Origin of the sequence: Asticcacaulis sp. AC460 (assembly GCF_000495795.1) — a bacterium.
Lineage (GTDB): Bacteria > Pseudomonadota > Alphaproteobacteria > Caulobacterales > Caulobacteraceae > Asticcacaulis.
The window spans coordinates 24,377-43,811 of record NZ_AWGD01000044.1 but is presented as its reverse complement, the minus strand read 5'-3'; the positions used below and the strand labels follow the sequence as shown (position 1 = coordinate 43,811).

Here is a 19,435-nt window from a genome sequence, read left to right as displayed (position 1 = left end):
ATGACCCTCAGGGCCCGGCGCAGACACAGGGCCGTACAGGGGCGTTGCGTGACCACATTCATCCCGTCGTCGGATCTGACGACGCCGGAGACAGCGACGCGCTACCGCGTGCTGATCGTCGAGGACAATCTGCTGTTCCGCCACTACCTGGCCGACAGCCTTCTGGCGGCGCCGGAAGTCACGGTGATCGGCTCGGTGGGCAAGGTCGCCCATGCCATCAACTTCGCCGACCAGAAACCCGACCTGGTCTTGCTGGATCTGGGCCTGCCCGACGGCGGTGGCCTCGATGTCATCGCTGCCATACGCCAACAGGCGCCGGCGTGCAAATTCCTGGTCATCACGGTGTTCGAGGACCGGGCCAGCGTCCTGAAAACCCTCAACGCCGGCGCCGACGGCTACGTCCTGAAGGACGCCACCTCGGAACATCTGGTGTCCTATGTCCGCTCGACCCTGGCCGGGGTTAATCCTATCAGCTCGCGGGCGGCCCGCCACCTGCTGAAAATCTCGGAAGGCGAAACGGCCACAACGACACCCACAAGCCACCCGCCTTTGCGGCCGCGCGAAAAGGAGATGCTGGAACACATTGCCCGCGGCCTCAGCCAGAAGGAGGTGGCGCGCCTGATGAGTTTGTCGCCGCATACGGTGGCCGAATACACCCAGAACATTTACCGCAAGCTGTCGGTCAAGTCGCGCGGCGCCGCCGTCTTCGAAGCCATCCAGCACAAGCTGATCGACCTGCCATGATCTTCGCTCGCTCAAACGAAGCAGAACGACCGCAGACGCAACCACAAACTCCCTCCTCCCTACGAAGTGGGGAGGGGGACCGCGAAGCGGTGGAGGGGTATCTTCCTGTCCGAGTTGCGTGAAAACCCCATTCCCGAAAGGCCCACCCCATGACTTGGTCCTTCCCCAAACCCGACCTGTCACCGGCGGGCCTGAAACGCCTGATCCCGGTTATCCTGGTCATCGCGGCCGTGCAACTGGCCTGGTGGGCTGGCATAAAACCCTGGCTGTTTGAGTTTGCGAAACCGCAAAACCACGAGATTCTGAACGTCCAGGCCGCTGAACTCTCAGCCCCGACCCGCGAATCCCTCAACGCCGCCACCTTCACGCCCGTCACCCTGCCGTGGGAGTCGTGCTGTGATGCGCACTATCAGGCCATAAGGTTCGAAATCGACCTCAAATCTGTACCGCCTGACGGACTGGGCATGGTCAGCGGTCCGGCGGTCGACAATTTCGTCACCCTGGTCAACGGCCATATCGTCCAAGGGGAAGGCCGGATGATCGCCCCCAAGGCATCGTATCATGGCAATACCCGCAGGGTATACCGCCTGCCCGAAGCCGCCCTGCAGCCGGGCATCAATCGTATCGACGTCATCATGACGCGCAACGTCATACCCTGGTTCGACTTTAATACACCCTATATCGATCCGCGCGGTTACGACGTAATGAAGGCCGTCACCGCTGAACGCAGCTTCGTCATGAACGAATACATGCTGATCGGGGGCGTAATGACGGGCCTGGTGGCCGCAGCAGCCCTGGTTCTGGCGCTGCGCGCCCGTGACCGCAGTCTGTTGCTGTGGCTGGGGGCTATGGCGGGCTTTTATTCTCTGAAGATACTGTTCTATGGATGGGAAGACCCTCCGTTTAGCCCTGAATTTCGTATCTGGTACTACTTCGCCGTTGCCAATCTCGCACCGGCGGCTTTGCTGTGTTTCATCGATGTGTGGACGGGCCACGGCTATCGTTATCTCCGGTGGGCAGTCAGCGGGCTTTGCGGTCTGATTCTGCTGGCCTTTGCCGTGGCGTTTGCCATCAACCCGACGACAGCCTTTGATTTCGCTTCGGACATCACCGACCTGTTTGGCATCTCCTCGGGCCTGGCGGCCGTGGCGCGGTTCGCCTGGCACCTGGTATCGCGGCGGGAAGCGCGTAGCCTTCAACTGGCCATCCTATTGCTGTGCATGACCACCGTGATCTCGGACCGGGTCAAGGAATGGCTTTTGGATCTTGCTGACGGCGATTTCGAGATGGTCGTGCCCTTACTGATCGTCGCCCTGGGCCTGGCCTTCCTGTCGCACAATATCCGCCTGTTCCAGTCGGCCGGCGACCTCAACGCCTACCTGGCCGAAGAACTGAAACGCAAGGAGGCTGAACTCGCCGAAGGCTATCTGCGCCAGGCCGAGATGGCCCGGATCGCTACCCTGAACGAAGAACGCCAGCGCATCATGCGCGACATGCATGATGGCATCGGCGGCCAGCTGATCGCGCTTCTCCTGTCCTCCCGCAAAGGCCCGGTCGCCCAGGACGACCTGAGCCGCAGCCTGGGCGATATGGTCGACGAACTGCGGCTGATGATCGACTCGATGGACTCGGCGGGGGATTCCCTGACCGACGCCCTGGCGGCCTTCCGCGAACGTATCGAGCCGCGCCTGAGCTCGGCCGGGATCGAGCTGCGCTGGCGCGACCTCTCCGAAGGCGCGACCCCGGCCTACGGCCCGCAAACCGTGCTGCAGATCTTCCGCATCCTGCAGGAAGCAGTGACGAACGTCTTCAAACACGCCGCCAGCCGCAGCGTCGAGATCGCCATCGTGGCGGTGGCCGACGCAGCCCATCCGGTGCGCATCGACATTGTCGACGACGGCCAGGGCATGAAGACCGGCCGCAAATCGGGCCATGGCCTGGACAACATGCAGGAACGGGCGCGTTCGATCGGCGCGCGTTTGTCGATCGAAAGCACCACCACCGGCACCGGCGTCCACCTCCACCTCCCGGCGGTCAGCTAGCCCCGCTTCACCACACCATGTGGCTCAGTACATCGGCCCGATCCGCATTCAGAACTGTAACGAGGCTACCGTTGCCGAAATTGATCACGACATCCGATCCCGCCTGACTGATCATGTCGGGCTTGGCTACCCCGTGTGTGTATTGACGGATGTCGATCCGGTCGTTGTGAAAATCGGTGATGGTGTCGATACCGTCGCCCTTGGAAAACTGGAAATCCTTGTAGAACACGAACAGATCGGCGCCGCTTCCGCCGGTAAGCACGTCGTTGTCCCATCCCCCTAAAAGCGTATCGTTGCCGGTCCCCCCGATCAGCGTATCGCTGCCCAGGCCACTGTTGATCGAATCGTTGCCGGCGCCGCCGTCGAGGAGATTGGCATTGGCGTTGCCCGACAGGCGATTGCTCACGCTATTGCCGGTACCATTAATAGCGCCTGCGCCGTGAAGGCTGAGGTTTTCGATCTGAAGTCCGACCAGGCTGAAGGTAATAACCGTTGCGATGGTATCGTTTCCGGCGTCGTGGCCCTCGACGAAGACGTCGCCGAGCGAGTCGATATAGTAGGCATCGTTGCCGGCGCCACCGATCATGGTGTCGTCACCGCTGCTGGCATACATGCTGTCATTGCCTTCGCCGCCGACAAGTCGGTCATTTCCGTCGTCGCCCTGGAGCCAGTCGTTGCCTCCGTTCCCCTCGATAGTGTCGTTACCGTCGTCACCGAAGAGATGGTCGTCTTCGACGTTCCCCTTTATCCAGTCATGGCCCGCACCGCCGCTCACCTCGTCGCCCCCGCCACCGGTGCTGAGCGTGTCATTGCCACCGCCACCGTAGATGGCGTTGAAGGCGGCGTTGCCTGTGATCGCGACGCCGACATTGTCGGGGCGATCGACATAAATGATATAAATGTTGTCGGTCATCACCCAGCTGACACTTGTATAGACGACGTCTTCGTCGCCCATAAACTCCCCTTCCACGATGACATCGCCGGCGTTGTCGATCCGATAGACGTCGTCGCCGAACCCGCCGACCATTGTATCAGCCCCGCTGCCGCCAACCAGCGTGTCGTTTCCGTTGCCGCCGAACAGTTGATCCTTTCCCGATCCACCTTCCAGAGAATCATTCGCGTCACCGCCGCTCAGCGTATCGCTCCCTGTGCCGCCCACCAGAACGTCATCGCCATCGCTACCGGACAGGCTGTCATGCCCGCCCAGGCCGTACATGGTATCTGCACCAATCCCCCCAACCAACGTATCGCCCAGGCCGGTACCTGTATACAACGCCTGCAACACGGCGGCCGTCGGCTGCGTGTGAAGGGCGGAAAGCTTTTTTGACGTCGCTAAAATGCTCATGGAAGTCCCCTCTCAATAACCTCCGGCGCAAGCTAGGGTGGAATGGAAAACGAAATCCTAACGGTTGCTGGCGATCCGCCATCTGCTACAGATAACCGCCCGTCATCCTCAGGAGCCCACCCATGGACCGCCGAACCCTGCTGATCTCCGCCGCCGGCCTGACGGTAACCTCAGCCGCCAAAGCCGACACGACGGCGCGCATCCGTGATCTGGCGGCCAGGATCCAGCCCAATGTCGTCGCCTGGCGCCGCGATATCCACGAACACCCCGAACTGAGCAACCGTGAGGAACGCACCGCCGCCCTGGTCGCCGCCGAACTGCGCCGGCTGGGCCTCGACGTCCGCGAAAAGGTCGGCAAGACCGGCGTCGTCGGTGTGCTGAAAGGCGCCAAACCCGGCCCGGCCGTGGCCCTGCGTGCCGACATGGACGCCCTGCCGGTCCTGGAAAAGACCGGCCTCAGCTTCGCCTCCAAAGCCACCGACACCCTGGAAGGCCAACCGGTCTCGATCTCGCACGCCTGCGGCCACGACGCCCATACGGCCATGCTGCTGGGCGCGGCCAACGTCCTGTCGGCGATGAAGGCTGACATCCGCGGTTCGGTGGTCTTCATCTTCCAACCCGCCGAGGAAGGCCCTCCGGCGGGCGAAACCGGCGGCGCCAAACTGATGGTGGACGAGGGCGCGCTGGACAATCCGTCGGTCAAGGCAATCTTCGGCCTGCACGCCTGGCCGCTGCCGGCGGGCACCATCACCTACCGCGCCCAGGGCTTCATGGCAGCCTCCGACCGTATCGAGATCAAGCTGAAAGGCCGCCAGACCCACGGCGCGCAACCGTGGAACGGCATCGACATGACGGCCCTGGCGGCGGATATCGTGGGCGCTGTCAACCAGATCACAGCGCGCCAGGTCGACGTGACGAAGGAACCGACGGTGGCCTCGATCACCCTGATGCAGGGCGGGGTGCGCTTCAACATCATCCCGGAGGAGTTCCGCCTGGCCGGCACCTTGCGCACCTTCTCGGAGGACCGCCGCCAGGACATGCAACAACGCATCCGCCACGCGGTGACCAACCTGGCCGAATCCTACGGCGCGCAGGCTGAGGTCGAATACACCCTCCTGGCGCCTCTGACCTATAACGACCCGAAACTGGCGACCGCGATCCTTCCGGCCCTGGAGCGGGCGACGGGAGGCGCGGACAAGGTTGATTCCACGGCCCAGGCCTTCACAACGGCGGAGGATTTCTCTCAGTTCCAGAAGAAGGTGCCGGGCGTCTTCGCCTTCTTAGGCATGGCCGATCCCGGCAAGAGCACGATCGCCCCGAACCACTCGCCGTATTTCGACGTTTACGAGCCGGCGATGGAGGTCGGCGTCCGCGCCCACGCCGAAACCGCTCTGCTGCTTCTGAAGACGGTTACATAACGAACAGCAGTACATCCTTGCTTCTCCTCTCCACGAAGTGGGGAGGGGGACCCCGAAGGGGTGGAGGGGTATCTTGCGGAGGTTGCGGCTGCCCCCGTCCCACCTCAATAATGCGACATCAGATCGACGAACGTCGCCTCGATATGCTGGTGAACCAAAGCCTCCACCGCCTGAGCCCGCCCCGCAACCCAATGCTCAAACATGGTCGCATGCTCGACATGGGCCTGATCCTCGCCACCGGCAGGCTCCAGATGCTCACCGATATTGCGCTCTGACACCAGATGCAAACGCTCGATGATCCCGAGCGTCACAGGCCGATCCAAGGGCTTCACCAGCGACAGATGAAACAGCCGGTTGGCGCGCGGCACTTTTAACCGATCGGAACTTGCCGCCGTATTCAACGCTTCCAAAGCCGCCTTGGCCACGGCATGATCCCGAGCACCAGCCACCCGACAGGCCTCCGCGACGGCCGGCGGCTCGATCTGCAAACGCAACGAATAAACATCCCGCGCTTCAGCCTGCGTCAAAGGCACAACGAAGAAACCGCGATTGGTCTCCACCCGGATCAGTCCTTCTCGCTCCAGACGGATAAGTGCTTCCCGCACCGGAATCTTGCTGACGCCCAACTCATTGGCGAGCGCCTCTTGCCGAATAGCGACGGCGGGCGCGAACCGTCCGGCGATGACATAGTCGCGCAGATGGTCGTAAACCTGGGCGGAAATGGACTGAACGTGCAGGGTCACAGGCTACCTCTTGGCGAGACGGTCCCGGACATTTCCCTTAACGCCCCGGCCTGTCTTGTGAGGACGTTGGTCGTTGGTACAACTCTACCAAAGCCCCTGCATGCAAGGCCAATGAATTTGCCATGACACCCCGCGACATTTTCTCATGTCAGGCTTTAGCGAAGGCCGCCCCTTAATCTGATACCTCCCCGCGCTCTTCGCGCGGGGAGGGGGACCGCGCAAGGCCAAAGCGAAGCGACGGCCGCGGCGTGGTGGTGGGGCGACTTTCTTACCCAGCCCTGAATCCTTACTTCCTTCTCCCCATCTTCATGGCAAGCGGGTTGCCGGTGCCATGGCGAGCGAGGCCCCTATGGACCGGAGTAAGTCAAGACCGCGGGGGCTCTTAGCTGTCATCCACCGGCAGACGACGCAAATCACATCGCCTCTGGCCCTGTGAGAAATACGGTCTAACGATTGCACGAATCCGTGCGCTTCGTGTCTATGTTTACGATCAAGTCTCTTACCTTTTGATCCAGGCCGCTTATGTGATCGCGTGCATTGGCGCTCATATTGGCGCTTAACAGCATGACTTCGTATATTTTTACGGCCTCGACCAGGGCGTGTTGTCCATTGGTAAGTCGGGTGCAGGCCGCGCCCCAATAGGTGTTTTCATAAGCCTCGTTGCCCGCGGTTATTTCATCACTGGCATAGTCGACTAGACCTGCTGCGCGTTGATAGTCTTCATTAAACTGGGCTTGTTTGCTGTCTTGCGCCATGACGGATTGCGCCATCAACCCCACGGCCAGGACGGGAGCAAGGATCGAGAACAGGCTTTTCATACAGGTCTCCTTTGAGAGCCGGCGGCAGATATTTCGTAGAGTACAGCATTTGCCGCGGCCGGCCTGTTGTCTTCACCTGTTCAGGGGAATTAGCGAATATGGCGGCAACGCCGTCCTTATTTCTTATACCTCCCCGCGTTCTTCGCGCGGGGAGGGGGACCTCCCAAAGCCGTAGCATAGCGAAGGCGAAGGGTGGTGGTAGGGCGACTTACTTTCCCGCCGAAAGGCCTACCCCGCCACGGAGACCGCAGTAGTGCCATTGCCCCGCGCTTGAGTGTTATCTGGCGATATGCCGGTAGACCGGCACCTCAGGTGCGTTTGATAAGTCGCACAATCAAAAGCAGGACAATCGCGCCTGCGGTTGCTGTGATGATGGTGCCGATGATTCCGCCGCCGATATGGATGCCGAGCACACCGGCCAGCCAGCCGCCGATGAAGGCGCCGATGATGCCCACGACGATATCGCCGATCAGGCCGAATCCGCCCCCCTTGACAACCGCACCGGCCAACCAGCCGGCGACGGCACCAATCACAAGCCAGATAAGAATGGTTTCAAGGGTCATGGAGGGGGTATCCTGAATAAGGACCGGGCTTTGCCGCGATCGGGATATCACCGATAGAGGTCTTTGCCGAACCCACCAAATACGACTTCCTTATCTATGGCGACCGTCCGTAAGACGCAGCCCGGAAAAGGAAAGATATTAAAGGCGAGGGGCCTCGGGCCCCTCGACCCCATAACGGCCCGAACCCGGAAAAAGCCGGGCCATGTAAAAGGGGGCAGAGACGATAAAGAGCAACTTCAGCCTAAGTTGCTTCATTCTCTACAACGCAAACCCCACCACCAATTCCAACGCCCTGTCCAAATCCTCCATTGTCGTCGGCAACCCCACCGACAGCCTGACCGCGCCGACCGCCTTATCCGCGCCCAGACAGGCCTGAAACTCAGCCACCGTAAACCGCCCGCGCAGCCGGTCGATACACCTTAACGCACCGATATCGGCGAACCCGAACGCAGCTTCCGCTGCGCCGGGATTGCAGAAACACCCACCCCGTATCGCCACCCGCTGCGCATACGCCCGCTGCTCGACCAAGGCGTACGGGACAGGAAACCCCTCAGCATCCAGCAGATTGAACGCCACCGTCCCGCCGCGCTCCGTCACGCCTTGCGGGCCGTAAACCCTGACCAGGGGCGCTCCATTCCCGTGCTTCAGACCCACGACCCGATCGAGGAAATAGCCGGTCAACGCCTTCAACCTTGCCGTCAAAGCCCGCCGATCCACCCGTTCCAGAAACGCAAACCCGTCCACCACAGCTCCGGCGTTCAGAAAATCCGGTGTCCCATCCTCAAACCCATGATGGCCGGCCGACAACTGATGCCGGTCATGCGCCACGGAAACGAAATCGACCGTCCCGCCGGCAAACCACGGCCGCCGCAAACGCGCCAAAGCCGCCTTCCGAACAATCAACGCCCCCAGACCCGTCGGCAATCCGAACAGCTTGTAAAACGAAAAGGCCAGGAACTCGGCCGGATGCTCACGCAGCGACACCCCGCCCGACACCCCACACCCTGCCGCATCGAGCAATACATCGAAGCCTAGATCCTGCGCCGCCTCGACCAATCCCAGATCATGCTGCACGCCGGAAAAGTTGGATTGCGCCGGAAAGGCCAGCAACCCGCCGCCCAACCGCCGGGCGCTTAAAACCAGCCGATCGGCCGGACAATCCAATCGCAACTCAGCCGTCAACGGCAAAACATGTACCGCCGCCCCGACCGCGCGGGCATACTCCCGCATCCCGTTCACCGAGTTGTGGTTATCCGCACTTAAGACCAACCCCTTGCCCGGCCCGAACGGATAGCTTTCGGCCACCAGCTTGATCGCCGCGCTGGTATTGGCGGTCAGAACGACCTCATAAACCTCCGGATCGGCATCGAAAAACGCCAAGGCCTTCTCCCGCGTCGCATCGATCTCAGCCATGCTGGCCCGCGACGGCGCATGTTCCGAATGCGGATTGCCGTACAGCCCGCGCTCCAAACGCCGCGCATAGTTCGCGACCTGCGACGCGCCGTACAGCGCCGCCCCGGCGAAATCGAGATAGGCCACGCCCTGCTCATCCAGCCGCCCAAACTCAGCCGCACGAAGGGCATCGAAATCGCTCTCAGGTGGGTTTAATCTTTCTTCTCCCGCCCCGTTTACGGGGAGGGGGGACCGCGAAGCGGTGGGAGGGGCTTTACTGCCAGCGTAGTAGCTCTTTCCGTCGCAAGCTTGATCTAACATCCGCGCCTCCGCATCCTTACCGGGGCGTCCCCAACATCACCCACAACCGGCTGGCCGCCGAAATACCGGCTCACCTCAGCAAGCTCCCCATCCTCCGGCCCCACCACAGGCGACAACACCTGCTCCTGCCAATCGACCAATCCGCCGGCGATGTAGTACGCATTGGCCACACCCAGGGCCTGTAGCAACACCCAGGCCTGGCCGGCATGGGCGCCGCCTTCGGAATAGAGCACCACCGTCTCATGCGGCGCGAACACGGTCTTCACCAACCTCTCCATCGGCATATTCTCCGCTGTCGGAATCGCATCTTCCCCGAACTCAGCCGCCGCACGGACATCGATCACCCGCAAACCCGGCTTGCGCGCCTTGATCCACACGGCCAACTGCAAGGCCGAAACATGATCCGAACCGTCCTCGATCGCCCGCACAGTCCTGCCGATATCCATCCGGCCGCCTTGATGACGATAGGGCGAACCGGCAAAGGCGGCCGCCAGCCCCAGCACCCCGGCGCCGACTCCCATACGGCGGGTGATACTCATGACCGCCTCCCGAATTTCTCAATCCCGGCAAACACCCCCAACGCGACCACAGTCACCGCGGCGACAACCACCGCATAGGGCAGGCCGGTCAACCGCGGCAGGGTCAACACGCCCATGCCCGTCGTCTCATAAAAGCCGCCGATCACCGGCCAGGCCAACCCTGCCAGCAATACCCCGCCAAACAAGCCAACCACCGTCGCCAAACCATCGAACCGCCCCGAAGCCGCCGCGACGCATGACGTCCCCGGACACAATCCGCACAGCACGAACCCCACCCCGAACACCAGACCACCCACCACCTGCGGCACCAGCCAGGTCTCCGGCACAGCCACCGCCGCCAGATCGATCACCCCCAGTCGTCCCAGCCAGAACAGTCCCAGCATGGCTGTGACGATGGCGGAAAACATCACCTTCACCACGGTAAAATCGCGCAGATAGAACTGCCCGGCCAGCTTGACCGCATCGCCCAAACCAGCGCGCTCCAACGCAAACCCGAACGCCCCGCCGATCACCAAAGCCACAACGATCTCGTTCATGACCACAGCCTCCGCAGAAGCGGCGCCACGGCGAACCCGGCGACGAAGACGGCGATCATAAACGCCCAGCTACCGACGCTGAGCAACGCCCCACCCGTCAAAGCCTGGCCGCTGGTGCAGCCACGCGCCAAAACCGCCCCGACACCCATAACCACGCCACCCGCCAAGGCCGCCCCCAGCCGCGACCCAACCCCCACAGGCCCGCGCGCCACCTGCCACTTAAAACGCCCGGCCATCAGGGCCGACACCGCAGCGCCTACCACGATGCCGGCCACTTCCCAGACGATCCAGCCAACACCGTCCTGACGGTAGCTGTCGAAATAGGCATTGCGCGTCGTGACCGCAGCGCTGGCCGCCTCGGCAAACGCGCCCGACGCCCCCAGCCCCTGGCCGGCGACCACGAAACAGGCCAGCAGGACCAGGCCCAGCCCGACGCCCGCCACATACGGATTTGTATAGTCGCGCATATCACTTATCCGTCGTGACGGGGGCATTGCGCAGTGCCCAGTCTTCGAACGAGCCGTCATAGAGCACAGCATCGACACCGGCTTCGCGCGCGGCGAACAACACCTCGGTCGCCTGCTGGCCGATATGGCAATAGACGATGACCTTGTCGCCGGGCTTCACCCCCGCCGCGGCGAACAAAGCCTTGAACTGCGCCGTGGTCTTCAGGGTCAGGTCGTCATTATTGAAGCTGGAAAACGGCAGGTTCTTCGCGCCCGGAATATGGCCCTTCTTCTGATGGCCCATCGGTCCCCCGGCATGCAGCCCATCATAGAACATCGCCGCCCGGGCATCGATGATGTCATAACCCGGCGCCTTCAGATGCGCCTGGACAAAGCCATGATCGACCACCACCGGCAACATGCGCAACTCGGACAGCCGGCCCGCCGTTACCGCCGGCGCCTTGTCGCTCACCGCCCCCTTCCAGTGCGTCAGCCCGCCATCCAGCAAAGACACCCGCTCGCCCAGACCCGCCGCATAAAGCGTAAACACCACCCGCGTCGCCGGCGACACCCAATCCTCGTCGTAATAGACCACCACCCGCGACCGGTCCGAGATCCCCAGCTTCTCCAGACGCGCCTTCAGGTCGGCCGGCGCCGGCATCTGCAGGCTCAAACCACCCGCCTCGACCGAGATATCGTCGAGATCGACATGACGTGCGCCGGGGATGTGCTTCTTCTTGTACCGCCCTTTGTCGCCGACATGCAGCAACACCAGGTCGCTATCCTGGGCATGGGCAGCCAGCCACGGCTGTGACACACGCATATCGCCCGCCTGGGCGGTGCCCGCAAAAGCGAAAAGCGCAAGGGTTAAGGTTCGGATCATGACAGCCTCCTTGGATGCCACAACCTACGACCGATCCGCTCGCCCAAACGGCCGATGCGACGAAACCCAGCCTTTGCCGGATGAACGCCGCCCACGCCGGACGGACGCAGGTGCGATCGTCCCCGGAACCGGTTATGATGGCTTATGACTCACCTGACCCACCTCGACACGCCGCTTCCGCCCGACACGACAGGCCGCGAATGGTGGCGGCGCCACGACATGTACCCGACCTTCTCGTGGTCGTGGTGGCTACGCCGCGGCTGGGTGTTCTGGCCGGTCGCCCTGGTCTATGGCACCGGCTATGCCTCGTGGCACGGCTTCGGCATGAACGCCCTGGGCGACTGGCCGGCCCTGGCCGCCGTCGCCTGCCTGTGCGGCCTGATCATGGTCAGCGCCGGGCCGCTGCTGGCCACAGGTGTCCGCTATATCGGCCTGCCCCTCAAATTCGAGCGCATCCTGGTCGTCATCGCCCTGCTGCTCGGCCTGTTCATCGCCAAGCTGGCCGACACCTGGGTCGACAGGTACCACGACTACCTCATGGTGCCCTTCCGGGGCCACCCGATGGAGATACCCGATGTCTTCCTGCTGATCTCCGCCGTCCTGCGCTTCAGTCTGGACGGCGGCACCCTGGTCCTGGTGGCCGTTGGGGGCGGCTTCGCCCTGTTTCAATACTTAAGCGAACGTCGGCGCCTGGCGGCCCATGCTGCGCAACAACAGGTCGCCACCCTGCGCAGCGAACGCGATGCCGCCGACCTGCGCTTGGCCGTCCTCCAGGCCCAGGTCGAGCCGCACTTCCTGTTCAACACCCTGGCCTCGGTCCGCTCGCTGGTCGCCACCGACCCGAAGCGCGCCGCGACGACGATCGACGCCCTGGCCGACTATCTCAGGTCGACCCTTCCGACCTTCCGCGAGACGACTCTTGAAGACGCCACCCTCGGCAAACAGGTCGATATCTGTTCCCGTTATCTGGAATTAATGAATATTCGAATTGAGGGCCGTATTCGGATCATCCTCGACATATCCGATGAGGTACGTGCACACCCGTTTCCACCCCTCATTCTGATCTCCCTGGTCGAGAACGCGGTCAAGCACGGCATCGAGCCGAAACCCGGTCCCGGCGAGATCGCCATCCGCGCTCACCTCACCGACAAATTGACCGTCTCGGTCGAAGACGACGGCGCCGGCCTGACGCCTGGACCCAGCCACGGCTTAGGCTTGGCCAATGTCCGCGCCCAACTCCGCAACCGCTTCGGCGACGAGGCTTCGCTCGAAATCACCGGCCGCGAAACCGGCGGAACCGCGGCTGTCATAAGGATTCCCGCATGACCACGGGCCTGATCGCCGAGGACGAAGGCGCCCAGCGCCACGAGCTGCGCACCCTGCTGGCCGAACTGTGGCCGGACCTCATTGTCACCGAGTGCGAAGACGGCTTCTCCGCCCTGGAAGCCTTACAAAGCAACGACTTCGACGTTGCCTTCCTCGACATCCGCATGCCCGGCCTGAGCGGCCTGGAGGTCGCCCGCGCCGCCGGCGCCGCCCATGTCGTCTTCATCACTGCCTATGACGAGTTCGCCGTCAAGGCCTTCGAGGACGGCGCCGTCGACTATTTGCTGAAACCGGTCAAACGCGACCGCCTGATCACCACCATCGCCCGTATCCGTAAGCGTTTGGAGGATCATGACCGCGCCGACACCGCCACCCTCCTGGCGACCCTGAAGGCTAACCTGCTACCGCCCACCCGCCGCATGAGCTGGATCTCGGCCAGTTCGGGCGACACCATCCGCATGATCGCGGTCGACGATGTCCTGGCCTTCCGGTCGGAGGACAAATACACCTGCGTCCTGACGGCGGCGGGCTCGGCCCATATCCGTACGCCCTTGAAAGAGCTTATAAATCAACTGGATCCGGAAATTTTCTGGCAGGTCCACCGCAGCGCCATTGTGCGGGTGCCGGCCATCCGCGCCATACGCAAGGACGAGGATGGCCGGCTGAAGATCCTGCTGCACGGCAGCGCCGAAACCGTTCCGGTCAGCGCTGCCTTCCAGGACCGCTTCAGGCCGATGTGAACCGGCGCTGCAACCCGGCCTTGATCCGCGTTTGCGCCTCGGCCGAAGCCGGACGCACGAAGTCAAAGCCTATGGCCTGCCAGTCGGCATGGTCTTCCTCGAAGCCCAGCCGCGCCAGCATAGCCGTCGAACTGACGAAGAAATGGTGCCGGTACGGCAACAGCACACCGCCGTTTTCCGTCTGAAATGCCTTGGCTTCATCGTAGTTGTTGAACCACGGATTGAGGCTGTCGCGCAGGCCGTGACCGCCGAAAAACTCTGAAAAATCGAGTCCACTTGCCTGCTTCAAATCCGTCCAGCTGTCATGTCCGGCTTCACCGGCGACGACGGCCAGGGCATGCTTGAGCTGAATCTCAGCCGGCGGATTATCGAGACGCTGGAAGCGTTGCAACGCCGTGGCGTCGCCGGCACGGGCCTGTTTCAACAGGCGCGCGGCGTCGCGTTTATAGTGGTCGAGGGTAGGGGAGGCCGTATCCGGCATGGGAAATCTCCTTTGCATACCGGCCTTTTCCCCATCCCGAGAAGGCCGCAAAAGAGCGAATTGTGGTCGCAGGTTACGCGTCAGGAGGGCTTGCGCCTTTCGTGGGGCCGGGCCGTCCTGAACGGCCGCAGAGCCGCTACATAGTCGCATCGGCAACGAAAGGCAAGAGGTCAGGTCCAGGTTTCGCCGCGCGACAACCGTTCCAGGATATCGTCCAGACGTTTGGCGCGCGTTTCCGGCCGCTTGGCAGAATGAAGCCTGAAATAGATGGTGAATATCGCACTGCGCGACAGGGTATCGAAGTAGGTCTGCGCCGGCGGATTTTCCCGCAACCGGTCCAGGAAGTCCTCCGGCAAGACCATTTGCGACGCCGGCGCATAGGCCGCATCCCAACGCCCGTCGGCCTTTGCGGCCTCAACATGCTCCAGGCCTGAAGGCTGCATCCTCCCCTCGGCGATCAACCGGTCGACATGGTCGCGGTTCTTTTGCGACCAGCTCGATTTAGCGCGCCGCGGCGAAAGCCGCTGAATGAACGACACCTCGTCCAGTGGCCGTCTCACGCCGTCGATCCAGCCCCAGGCCAGCGCCGTGACGACGCAGTCCTCCCAATTGACCGAAGGTGTGCCGCTCGCTTTTTTGTACATCCGGACCCATAGCTCGGTGGCAGTGGCATGGTTGGCCCTAAGCCATTCGTACAGATGATCGGGTGTTTCAAAGGCGAGGTGCGTCATACCCACTGTCCTACGGCCGCTTGCCGCTCAATCATGACAGCAGCCGTCCGCCGATCAGGTCGGAGATACTATCGGCAGCCGCTTTGACCTGGGTGCCGAGGGCCGCAATCCGATCGTCCGTCAGGCGCGAAGCCGGACCGGACAAGGAAATGCCGGCGCGGGCCTCGCCGAACTCGTTGAAGATCGGCGCAGCAATACAGCGCATACCGGGCGTCGCTTCCTCGTTGTCGAGCGACCAGCCGCGCGTGCGTATCGCCTCCAGATCCCCACGCAACGCCACCGGATCGGCCAGGGTTGCCGGAGTCAGGGCCGTCAGCTTTTCTGTCTTCAGAAACGGATCCAGGCGCGACGCCGGCAGGTGAGCCAGTAGCGCCTTGCCGATGCCCGAAGCATAGGCTGGCCGGCGTTCTCCGATGCGGAAAAAGGCGCGGATGGGCGCTTCGCATTCGACCTGGGTGACGAAGACAACCTGAAAGCGGTCCAGCATGGCCATGTTGACCGTCTCGCCGATAGCCTCCATCAGGGCGGTCATGATCGGACGTCCGGCCAGCAGGATTTTGTTGCGGCGCTGGAACGCCATGCCAACGCGCAGGGATTCGATACCGATGGCCCAGGTCTGGGTGGCTTCGTCGAAGGCCACGAAATCGTTGGCTGACAAGGTTCCGAGCAGGCGGTGAACGGTCGACGGCGGTTGATCGGCGGCGGCCGACAGATCGGTCAAGGTCATGCCGTCATGCGCCGACAGCACCTTCAGCAGGCTGAGCGCCTTTTCGAGCGATTGGTTGGTCTTTGGGTCGGTCTTGTCTTCGCGCGGGCGGCCGCGCGGGCGGCGAATAGGTTCCATTCAAACAGGGTAACAAGAATGGAAATAATTTCCAGTTATCTAAGCCGTTTCAGGCGGTCTGGTTTTTCAGAGTCGTTATCTCTGCCTTCCAGTCCAAGGCAATGGAACCGCCGTCGTGCCTATCGGCGGCGAGTAAAGCCTTGACGTCATCCTCCGTCTCCAGCTCTACTAGCCAAGACGCCTTCAATTCCTGACAAAGTGCAAACAGAGCGCTGAACAGTTTGGCAGAATGTCCGGCATCGGAGGCCGGCCCCATGGCGACATGTCGCGCAATCGCCGAAAGCGTGGGGTTCCGATCCGAAACCATGGGGCAGCGCCTATTCAGCCTTACATGGGCCTTGTCGAGGAAATCAGGATCGACCAACGCAGCAGTCGCGGCCAGTTGTGGAGACGTCCAGCACGGCCGGTCAAGGGCTGCCCAGAGTTCATCCAGGCATTCGGTCAAATTCCCGACGATCATGGCGGATGCGGCAACCAGTTTAACGCGCCAGTTGACATGGCCTAACATCGCGCGAACCTGTGACGAAACGACCTGCCGATCTGTGGCACAAGCCTTCCGAAGACTCAACACGGCCGACCGTCCATCGTGGAGATTAAGCAGTTCAAGGTAACCCGGAACCGCCCTCCCTGGCAGCGTTTCGAACAGATCACCGAAGGGGCTAAAATCCTCGGCCATGTCACCTGCCCGCCGCAATCTGATCGAGCGTCTTGGCCGGGGTAATGGCCTGCGGGTCGATGTAGCAATGGATGATGGCGGGCTTTCCGCTGGCGCGGGCGCGCTCGAACGCCGGATAGAACTCTTCGGTCGTCCGTACCGTCTCGCCATGGCCGCCGAACGCCATCGCATAAGCCGCAAAGTCGGGGTTTTTCAGGTCCGTGCCGATCATGCGGTGAGGATAATCGCGCTCCTGGTGCATGCGGATGGTGCCGTACATGCCGTTGTCGACCACGATCACGATCACCCGAATATCGTACTGGATCGCCGTGGCGAACTCGTTACCGTTCATCAGGAAACAGCCGTCGCCGGCAAACACGACCACGGTGCGGTCGGGATATTGCCGCTTGGCCATCACCCCGGCCGGAACCGAATAACCGACGCTGCCGCAGGTTGGCGCGGCCTGGGTGCGCGGCTGGGTGTGCCGCCAATGACGGTGCAGCCAGATGGCGTAGTTGCCGGCGCCGTTGCAGACAATCGTATCCGCCGGCAGCGTATCGCGCAGCCACACCATGACCTCGCCATACTGGAAATCGCCCGGCAGTTTCGCCGGCTTGGTCGTCCACATCAGGAAGTCCATATGGGCGTTTTCGGTTTCGCGCGCCCACGGCTTGTCGACCGGCGGCTTCATCCAGCTCAGCGAGCCGGCAAAGCTGTCCGGCGCACAAACGATCCCCACATCCGCCTGATAAACCCGGCCGATCTCGGCGGCATCCGGGAAGACTTGGATCAGCTTTTGCTTCGCCTGCGGGATAACGATCAACGTATAGCTGGCCGACGGCACCTCAGCCATGCGCGCCCCCAGCAGGATCAGCAGGTCGGCCTCTTTCACTCGCTGCGACAGCTTGGGATTCTGGCCGAAACCGAGATCACCGGCATAGGACGGATGGTTAGCGGGAAACAGCGCCGTGCGGCGGAATTCGGTCGCCACCGGCAGCGACCACTTCGCGGCAAAGTCAGCGATAGCGGCGCAACCTTCGTCGCTCCAGCACGAACCGCCCAGGATGATCAAAGGCTTTTTCGCACCCAACAGCATCTGCTCGACCTGCTGAAACTGCGTGATCGACATCTCCGCCCGCGCCGGCACCACCGCAGCGGCATCATTGGCCTCGGCCATCTCGGTCAGGATGTCCTCGGGCAGCGAAATCACCACGGGTCCGGGCCGCCCTTGCGTGGCAACGCGGAAAGCACGGGCGATGATTTCGGGAATGCGCTTCGGATCGTGGATTTCGACCACCCACTTGGCGACGCTGGCGAAGACCTGTTCGTAATCCATCTCCTGGAAGGCGCCGCGGCCCAGCATGGCGCGCTCGACCTGGCCGATGAACAGGATCATCGGGGTGGAATCGTGCTGGGCGATGTGGACACCATGGGCGGCATTCATGGCGCCCGGGCCGCGCGTGACGAAACAGATGCCGGGCTTGCCGGTCAGCTTGCCATAGGCCTCGGCCATGATGGCCGCTCCGCCTTCGTGGCGGCAGATCAGCACGTCCATGCCGTTGCCGTACATGGCATCCAGCGCGGCGAGATAGCTTTCGCCCGGCACGCAGGTCAGGCGCTCGACGCCCTGGATTTTCAGTTGGTCGACAAGGATCTGTCCGCCGGTTCTCATGAGTCTTTCCATTGCGGCTCGCCGGAGCCAAGCTTGGGGGAGGGGGTATCGGCCGCCATGCGCCGGCCGTCAATAACGATAGGGGAGGCGACCGACGGCACGCCGTCCAGTTCCAGTTTCAGGCCGCGATGGATGATCTGCGGGTCGCTGAATACGTCCTCGATGCGGCTGATCGGCCCGGCCGGCACACCGTGACGCTCCAGCAAATCGAGCAGATCGGTGCGTGTATGCTGCAGCAAAAACGGCCACAAAGCGGATTGCAAATCCGTGCGACCCGCCACACGCAAGGCATTGGTGGCATAGGCCGGATTGGCGCCGACCTCGGCCGCGCCCAGGGCGGCGCACAGCTTCTGGAACTGACCGTCATTGCCTACGGCGATAATGACATGGCCATCGGCGACCTGGAACACCTGGTACGGCGCGATATTGGGATGGGCATTGCCCAGCCGCATCGGCGACTTGCCCGACACCAGGTAGTTCGACGCCTGGTTGGCCAACACGGCGGTGGCGGTATCGAATAGCGACATGTCGATATGGCAGCCTTCGCCGGTGGCATGACGGCCGTTCAGCGCCGCCAGGATAGCAGTGGCCGTATAGACGCCGGTGAAGATGTCGACGATGGCGACGCCGACCTTCTGCGGCTCGCGCTCGGGCTCGCCGGTGATGTCCATCAAACCGCTCATGCCCTGGATGATGTAGTCGTAACCGGCGCGGCCGGCATAGGGGCCGGTCTGGCCGAAGCCGGTGATCGAAGCATAGATCAGGCGCGGATTGACGGCCTTCAGGCTGTCATAGTCGAGGCCATATTTCTTCAGGCCGCCGACCTTGAAGTTCTCGATGACGATATCGGCTTCGGCCGCCAAAGCGCGGATCGCCGCCTGGCCTTCGGGTGTCTCGAAAGCGATAGCCACCGACGACTTGCCGCGATTGCAGCTATGGAAATAGGCGGCCCCCCAGGCGTTTCCGTCGGCATCGGTGACAAACGGAGGCCCCCAGGTGCGGGTATCGTCGCCGGTTTCGGGGCGTTCGATCTTGATGACCTCGGCGCCCAGGTCGGCGAGAAGCTGGCCGCACCACGGCCCGGCCAGGATACGCGCCAGTTCGAGAACTTTCAGGCCGGAAAGGGGTTTCATATCAAAGCCAAGAGATGAGGAAGAGCGCTGTCGTGACTCCCTCTCCCCGTTCTTCACGGGGAG

General features: G+C 62.5%; 20 protein-coding genes. 5 read left to right on the top strand and 15 right to left on the bottom strand.

The window, feature by feature from the left end:
- Nucleotides 1–48 precede the first annotated feature (48 nt).
- Together ABAC460_RS46905 and ABAC460_RS46900 are read left to right on the top strand one after the other, a co-directional pair.
- Nucleotides 49–744, top strand: coding sequence for a response regulator (locus tag ABAC460_RS46905; RefSeq protein WP_023455842.1), 696 nt, complete (start codon nucleotides 49–51; stop codon nucleotides 742–744).
- 149 nt (nucleotides 745–893) lie between these two features.
- Entirely contained in the window at nucleotides 894–2,786 is a 1,893-nt protein-coding gene (locus ABAC460_RS46900) for a sensor histidine kinase (protein ID WP_023455841.1), read from the top strand.
- A gap of 7 nt (nucleotides 2,787–2,793) precedes the next feature.
- Here the strand turns inward: ABAC460_RS46900 and ABAC460_RS0125330 are convergent, their stop codons facing one another.
- A complete protein-coding gene (locus ABAC460_RS0125330; RefSeq protein ID WP_023455840.1) occupies nucleotides 2,794–4,131 on the bottom strand; it encodes a calcium-binding protein in 1,338 nt (445 codons plus the stop codon).
- Between the two features lie 122 nt (nucleotides 4,132–4,253).
- Here ABAC460_RS0125330 and ABAC460_RS46895 point away from each other — a divergent pair, with 122 nt between their 5' ends.
- A complete protein-coding gene (locus ABAC460_RS46895) occupies nucleotides 4,254–5,549 on the top strand; it encodes an amidohydrolase (RefSeq protein ID WP_023455839.1) in 1,296 nt (431 codons plus the stop codon).
- A 104-nt stretch (nucleotides 5,550–5,653) separates the two neighbouring features.
- On the opposite strand, the gene ABAC460_RS46890 is transcribed toward ABAC460_RS46895, so the two are convergent.
- The 8 genes from ABAC460_RS46890 to ABAC460_RS46855 form a co-directional block, all read right to left on the bottom strand.
- Nucleotides 5,654–6,292 (bottom strand): GntR family transcriptional regulator, encoded by a 639-nt coding sequence (locus ABAC460_RS46890; protein ID WP_023455838.1) that lies wholly within the window; start codon nucleotides 6,290–6,292, stop codon nucleotides 5,654–5,656.
- Nucleotides 6,293–6,738: 446 nt separating this feature from the next.
- Nucleotides 6,739–7,110: a hypothetical protein gene (locus ABAC460_RS46885; protein ID WP_023455837.1), complete on the bottom strand. Its 372-nt coding sequence runs from the start codon at nucleotides 7,108–7,110 to the stop codon at nucleotides 6,739–6,741.
- 308 nt (nucleotides 7,111–7,418) lie between these two features.
- Entirely contained in the window at nucleotides 7,419–7,673 is a 255-nt protein-coding gene (locus ABAC460_RS46880) for a GlsB/YeaQ/YmgE family stress response membrane protein (RefSeq protein WP_023455836.1), read from the bottom strand.
- Between the two features lie 258 nt (nucleotides 7,674–7,931).
- On the bottom strand, nucleotides 7,932–9,212 hold the full coding sequence (locus ABAC460_RS46875; protein WP_162150356.1) for an aminotransferase class V-fold PLP-dependent enzyme: 1,281 nt from the start codon (nucleotides 9,210–9,212) through the stop codon (nucleotides 7,932–7,934).
- Between the two features lie 167 nt (nucleotides 9,213–9,379).
- Nucleotides 9,380–9,925 carry a rhodanese-like domain-containing protein gene (locus ABAC460_RS46870; protein WP_023455834.1) on the bottom strand — a complete coding sequence of 182 codons (546 nt, stop codon included), beginning with the start codon at nucleotides 9,923–9,925 and terminating at the stop codon, nucleotides 9,380–9,382.
- Nucleotides 9,922–10,461 carry a YeeE/YedE thiosulfate transporter family protein gene (locus ABAC460_RS46865; RefSeq protein ID WP_023455833.1) on the bottom strand — a complete coding sequence of 180 codons (540 nt, stop codon included), beginning with the start codon at nucleotides 10,459–10,461 and terminating at the stop codon, nucleotides 9,922–9,924. The genes ABAC460_RS46870 and ABAC460_RS46865 overlap by 4 nt, the downstream gene beginning before the upstream one ends.
- The gene (locus ABAC460_RS46860; RefSeq protein ID WP_023455832.1) at nucleotides 10,458–10,928 is read right to left on the bottom strand and encodes a YeeE/YedE thiosulfate transporter family protein; all 471 of its coding nucleotides are present in this window, start codon (nucleotides 10,926–10,928) and stop codon (nucleotides 10,458–10,460) included. Before ABAC460_RS46860 ends, ABAC460_RS46865 begins: the two co-directional genes overlap by 4 nt.
- Nucleotide 10,929: 1 nt before the next feature.
- A complete protein-coding gene (locus ABAC460_RS46855; RefSeq protein WP_023455831.1) occupies nucleotides 10,930–11,790 on the bottom strand; it encodes a sulfurtransferase in 861 nt (286 codons plus the stop codon).
- 144 nt (nucleotides 11,791–11,934) lie between these two features.
- Between ABAC460_RS46855 and ABAC460_RS48690 the strand changes: the two genes are divergently transcribed.
- A complete protein-coding gene (locus tag ABAC460_RS48690; protein ID WP_023455830.1) occupies nucleotides 11,935–13,116 on the top strand; it encodes a sensor histidine kinase in 1,182 nt (393 codons plus the stop codon).
- Entirely contained in the window at nucleotides 13,113–13,856 is a 744-nt protein-coding gene (locus ABAC460_RS46845) for a LytR/AlgR family response regulator transcription factor (protein ID WP_023455829.1), read from the top strand. The genes ABAC460_RS48690 and ABAC460_RS46845 overlap by 4 nt, the downstream gene beginning before the upstream one ends.
- Here ABAC460_RS46845 and ABAC460_RS46840 read toward each other — a convergent pair.
- The 6 genes from ABAC460_RS46840 to ABAC460_RS46815 form a co-directional block, all read right to left on the bottom strand.
- A complete protein-coding gene (locus tag ABAC460_RS46840; protein WP_023455828.1) occupies nucleotides 13,843–14,337 on the bottom strand; it encodes a hypothetical protein in 495 nt (164 codons plus the stop codon). The genes ABAC460_RS46845 and ABAC460_RS46840 overlap by 14 nt on opposite strands.
- A gap of 170 nt (nucleotides 14,338–14,507) precedes the next feature.
- The gene (locus ABAC460_RS46835) at nucleotides 14,508–15,068 is read right to left on the bottom strand and encodes a YdeI/OmpD-associated family protein (RefSeq protein WP_031237559.1); all 561 of its coding nucleotides are present in this window, start codon (nucleotides 15,066–15,068) and stop codon (nucleotides 14,508–14,510) included.
- A 31-nt stretch (nucleotides 15,069–15,099) separates the two neighbouring features.
- Nucleotides 15,100–15,912, bottom strand: a complete 813-nt coding sequence (locus tag ABAC460_RS46830) for an IclR family transcriptional regulator (RefSeq protein ID WP_023455826.1) — start codon at nucleotides 15,910–15,912, stop codon at nucleotides 15,100–15,102.
- Nucleotides 15,913–15,961: 49 nt separating this feature from the next.
- Nucleotides 15,962–16,588 (bottom strand): hypothetical protein, encoded by a 627-nt coding sequence (locus ABAC460_RS46825; protein ID WP_023455825.1) that lies wholly within the window; start codon nucleotides 16,586–16,588, stop codon nucleotides 15,962–15,964.
- Between the two features lies 1 nt (nucleotide 16,589).
- The gene (locus tag ABAC460_RS46820; RefSeq protein WP_023455824.1) at nucleotides 16,590–18,239 is read right to left on the bottom strand and encodes a thiamine pyrophosphate-binding protein; all 1,650 of its coding nucleotides are present in this window, start codon (nucleotides 18,237–18,239) and stop codon (nucleotides 16,590–16,592) included.
- On the bottom strand, nucleotides 18,236–19,372 hold the full coding sequence (locus tag ABAC460_RS46815; protein WP_023455823.1) for a CaiB/BaiF CoA transferase family protein: 1,137 nt from the start codon (nucleotides 19,370–19,372) through the stop codon (nucleotides 18,236–18,238). Before ABAC460_RS46815 ends, ABAC460_RS46820 begins: the two co-directional genes overlap by 4 nt.
- Nucleotides 19,373–19,435 lie beyond the last annotated feature (63 nt).

Bases quoted from the DNA above. Each gene is read 5' to 3' on its own strand.
- ABAC460_RS46900 (WP_023455841.1), top strand. From the start codon at position 894: ATGACTTGGTCCTTCCCCAAACCCGACCTGTCACCGGCGGGCCTGAAA.
- ABAC460_RS0125330 (WP_023455840.1), bottom strand. From the start codon at position 4,131: ATGAGCATTTTAGCGACGTCAAAAAAGCTTTCCGCCCTTCACACGCAG.
- ABAC460_RS46895 (WP_023455839.1), top strand. From the start codon at position 4,254: ATGGACCGCCGAACCCTGCTGATCTCCGCCGCCGGCCTGACGGTAACC.
- ABAC460_RS46885 (WP_023455837.1), bottom strand. From the start codon at position 7,110: ATGAAAAGCCTGTTCTCGATCCTTGCTCCCGTCCTGGCCGTGGGGTTG.
- ABAC460_RS46880 (WP_023455836.1), bottom strand. From the start codon at position 7,673: ATGACCCTTGAAACCATTCTTATCTGGCTTGTGATTGGTGCCGTCGCC.
- ABAC460_RS46870 (WP_023455834.1), bottom strand. From the start codon at position 9,925: ATGAGTATCACCCGCCGTATGGGAGTCGGCGCCGGGGTGCTGGGGCTG.
- ABAC460_RS46865 (WP_023455833.1), bottom strand. From the start codon at position 10,461: ATGAACGAGATCGTTGTGGCTTTGGTGATCGGCGGGGCGTTCGGGTTT.
- ABAC460_RS46860 (WP_023455832.1), bottom strand. From the start codon at position 10,928: ATGCGCGACTATACAAATCCGTATGTGGCGGGCGTCGGGCTGGGCCTG.
- ABAC460_RS46855 (WP_023455831.1), bottom strand. From the start codon at position 11,790: ATGATCCGAACCTTAACCCTTGCGCTTTTCGCTTTTGCGGGCACCGCC.
- ABAC460_RS48690 (WP_023455830.1), top strand. From the start codon at position 11,935: ATGACTCACCTGACCCACCTCGACACGCCGCTTCCGCCCGACACGACA.
- ABAC460_RS46845 (WP_023455829.1), top strand. From the start codon at position 13,113: ATGACCACGGGCCTGATCGCCGAGGACGAAGGCGCCCAGCGCCACGAG.
- ABAC460_RS46840 (WP_023455828.1), bottom strand. From the start codon at position 14,337: ATGCCGGATACGGCCTCCCCTACCCTCGACCACTATAAACGCGACGCC.
- ABAC460_RS46835 (WP_031237559.1), bottom strand. From the start codon at position 15,068: ATGACGCACCTCGCCTTTGAAACACCCGATCATCTGTACGAATGGCTT.
- ABAC460_RS46830 (WP_023455826.1), bottom strand. From the start codon at position 15,912: ATGGAACCTATTCGCCGCCCGCGCGGCCGCCCGCGCGAAGACAAGACC.
- ABAC460_RS46825 (WP_023455825.1), bottom strand. From the start codon at position 16,588: ATGGCCGAGGATTTTAGCCCCTTCGGTGATCTGTTCGAAACGCTGCCA.
- ABAC460_RS46820 (WP_023455824.1), bottom strand. From the start codon at position 18,239: ATGAGAACCGGCGGACAGATCCTTGTCGACCAACTGAAAATCCAGGGC.
- ABAC460_RS46815 (WP_023455823.1), bottom strand. From the start codon at position 19,372: ATGAAACCCCTTTCCGGCCTGAAAGTTCTCGAACTGGCGCGTATCCTG.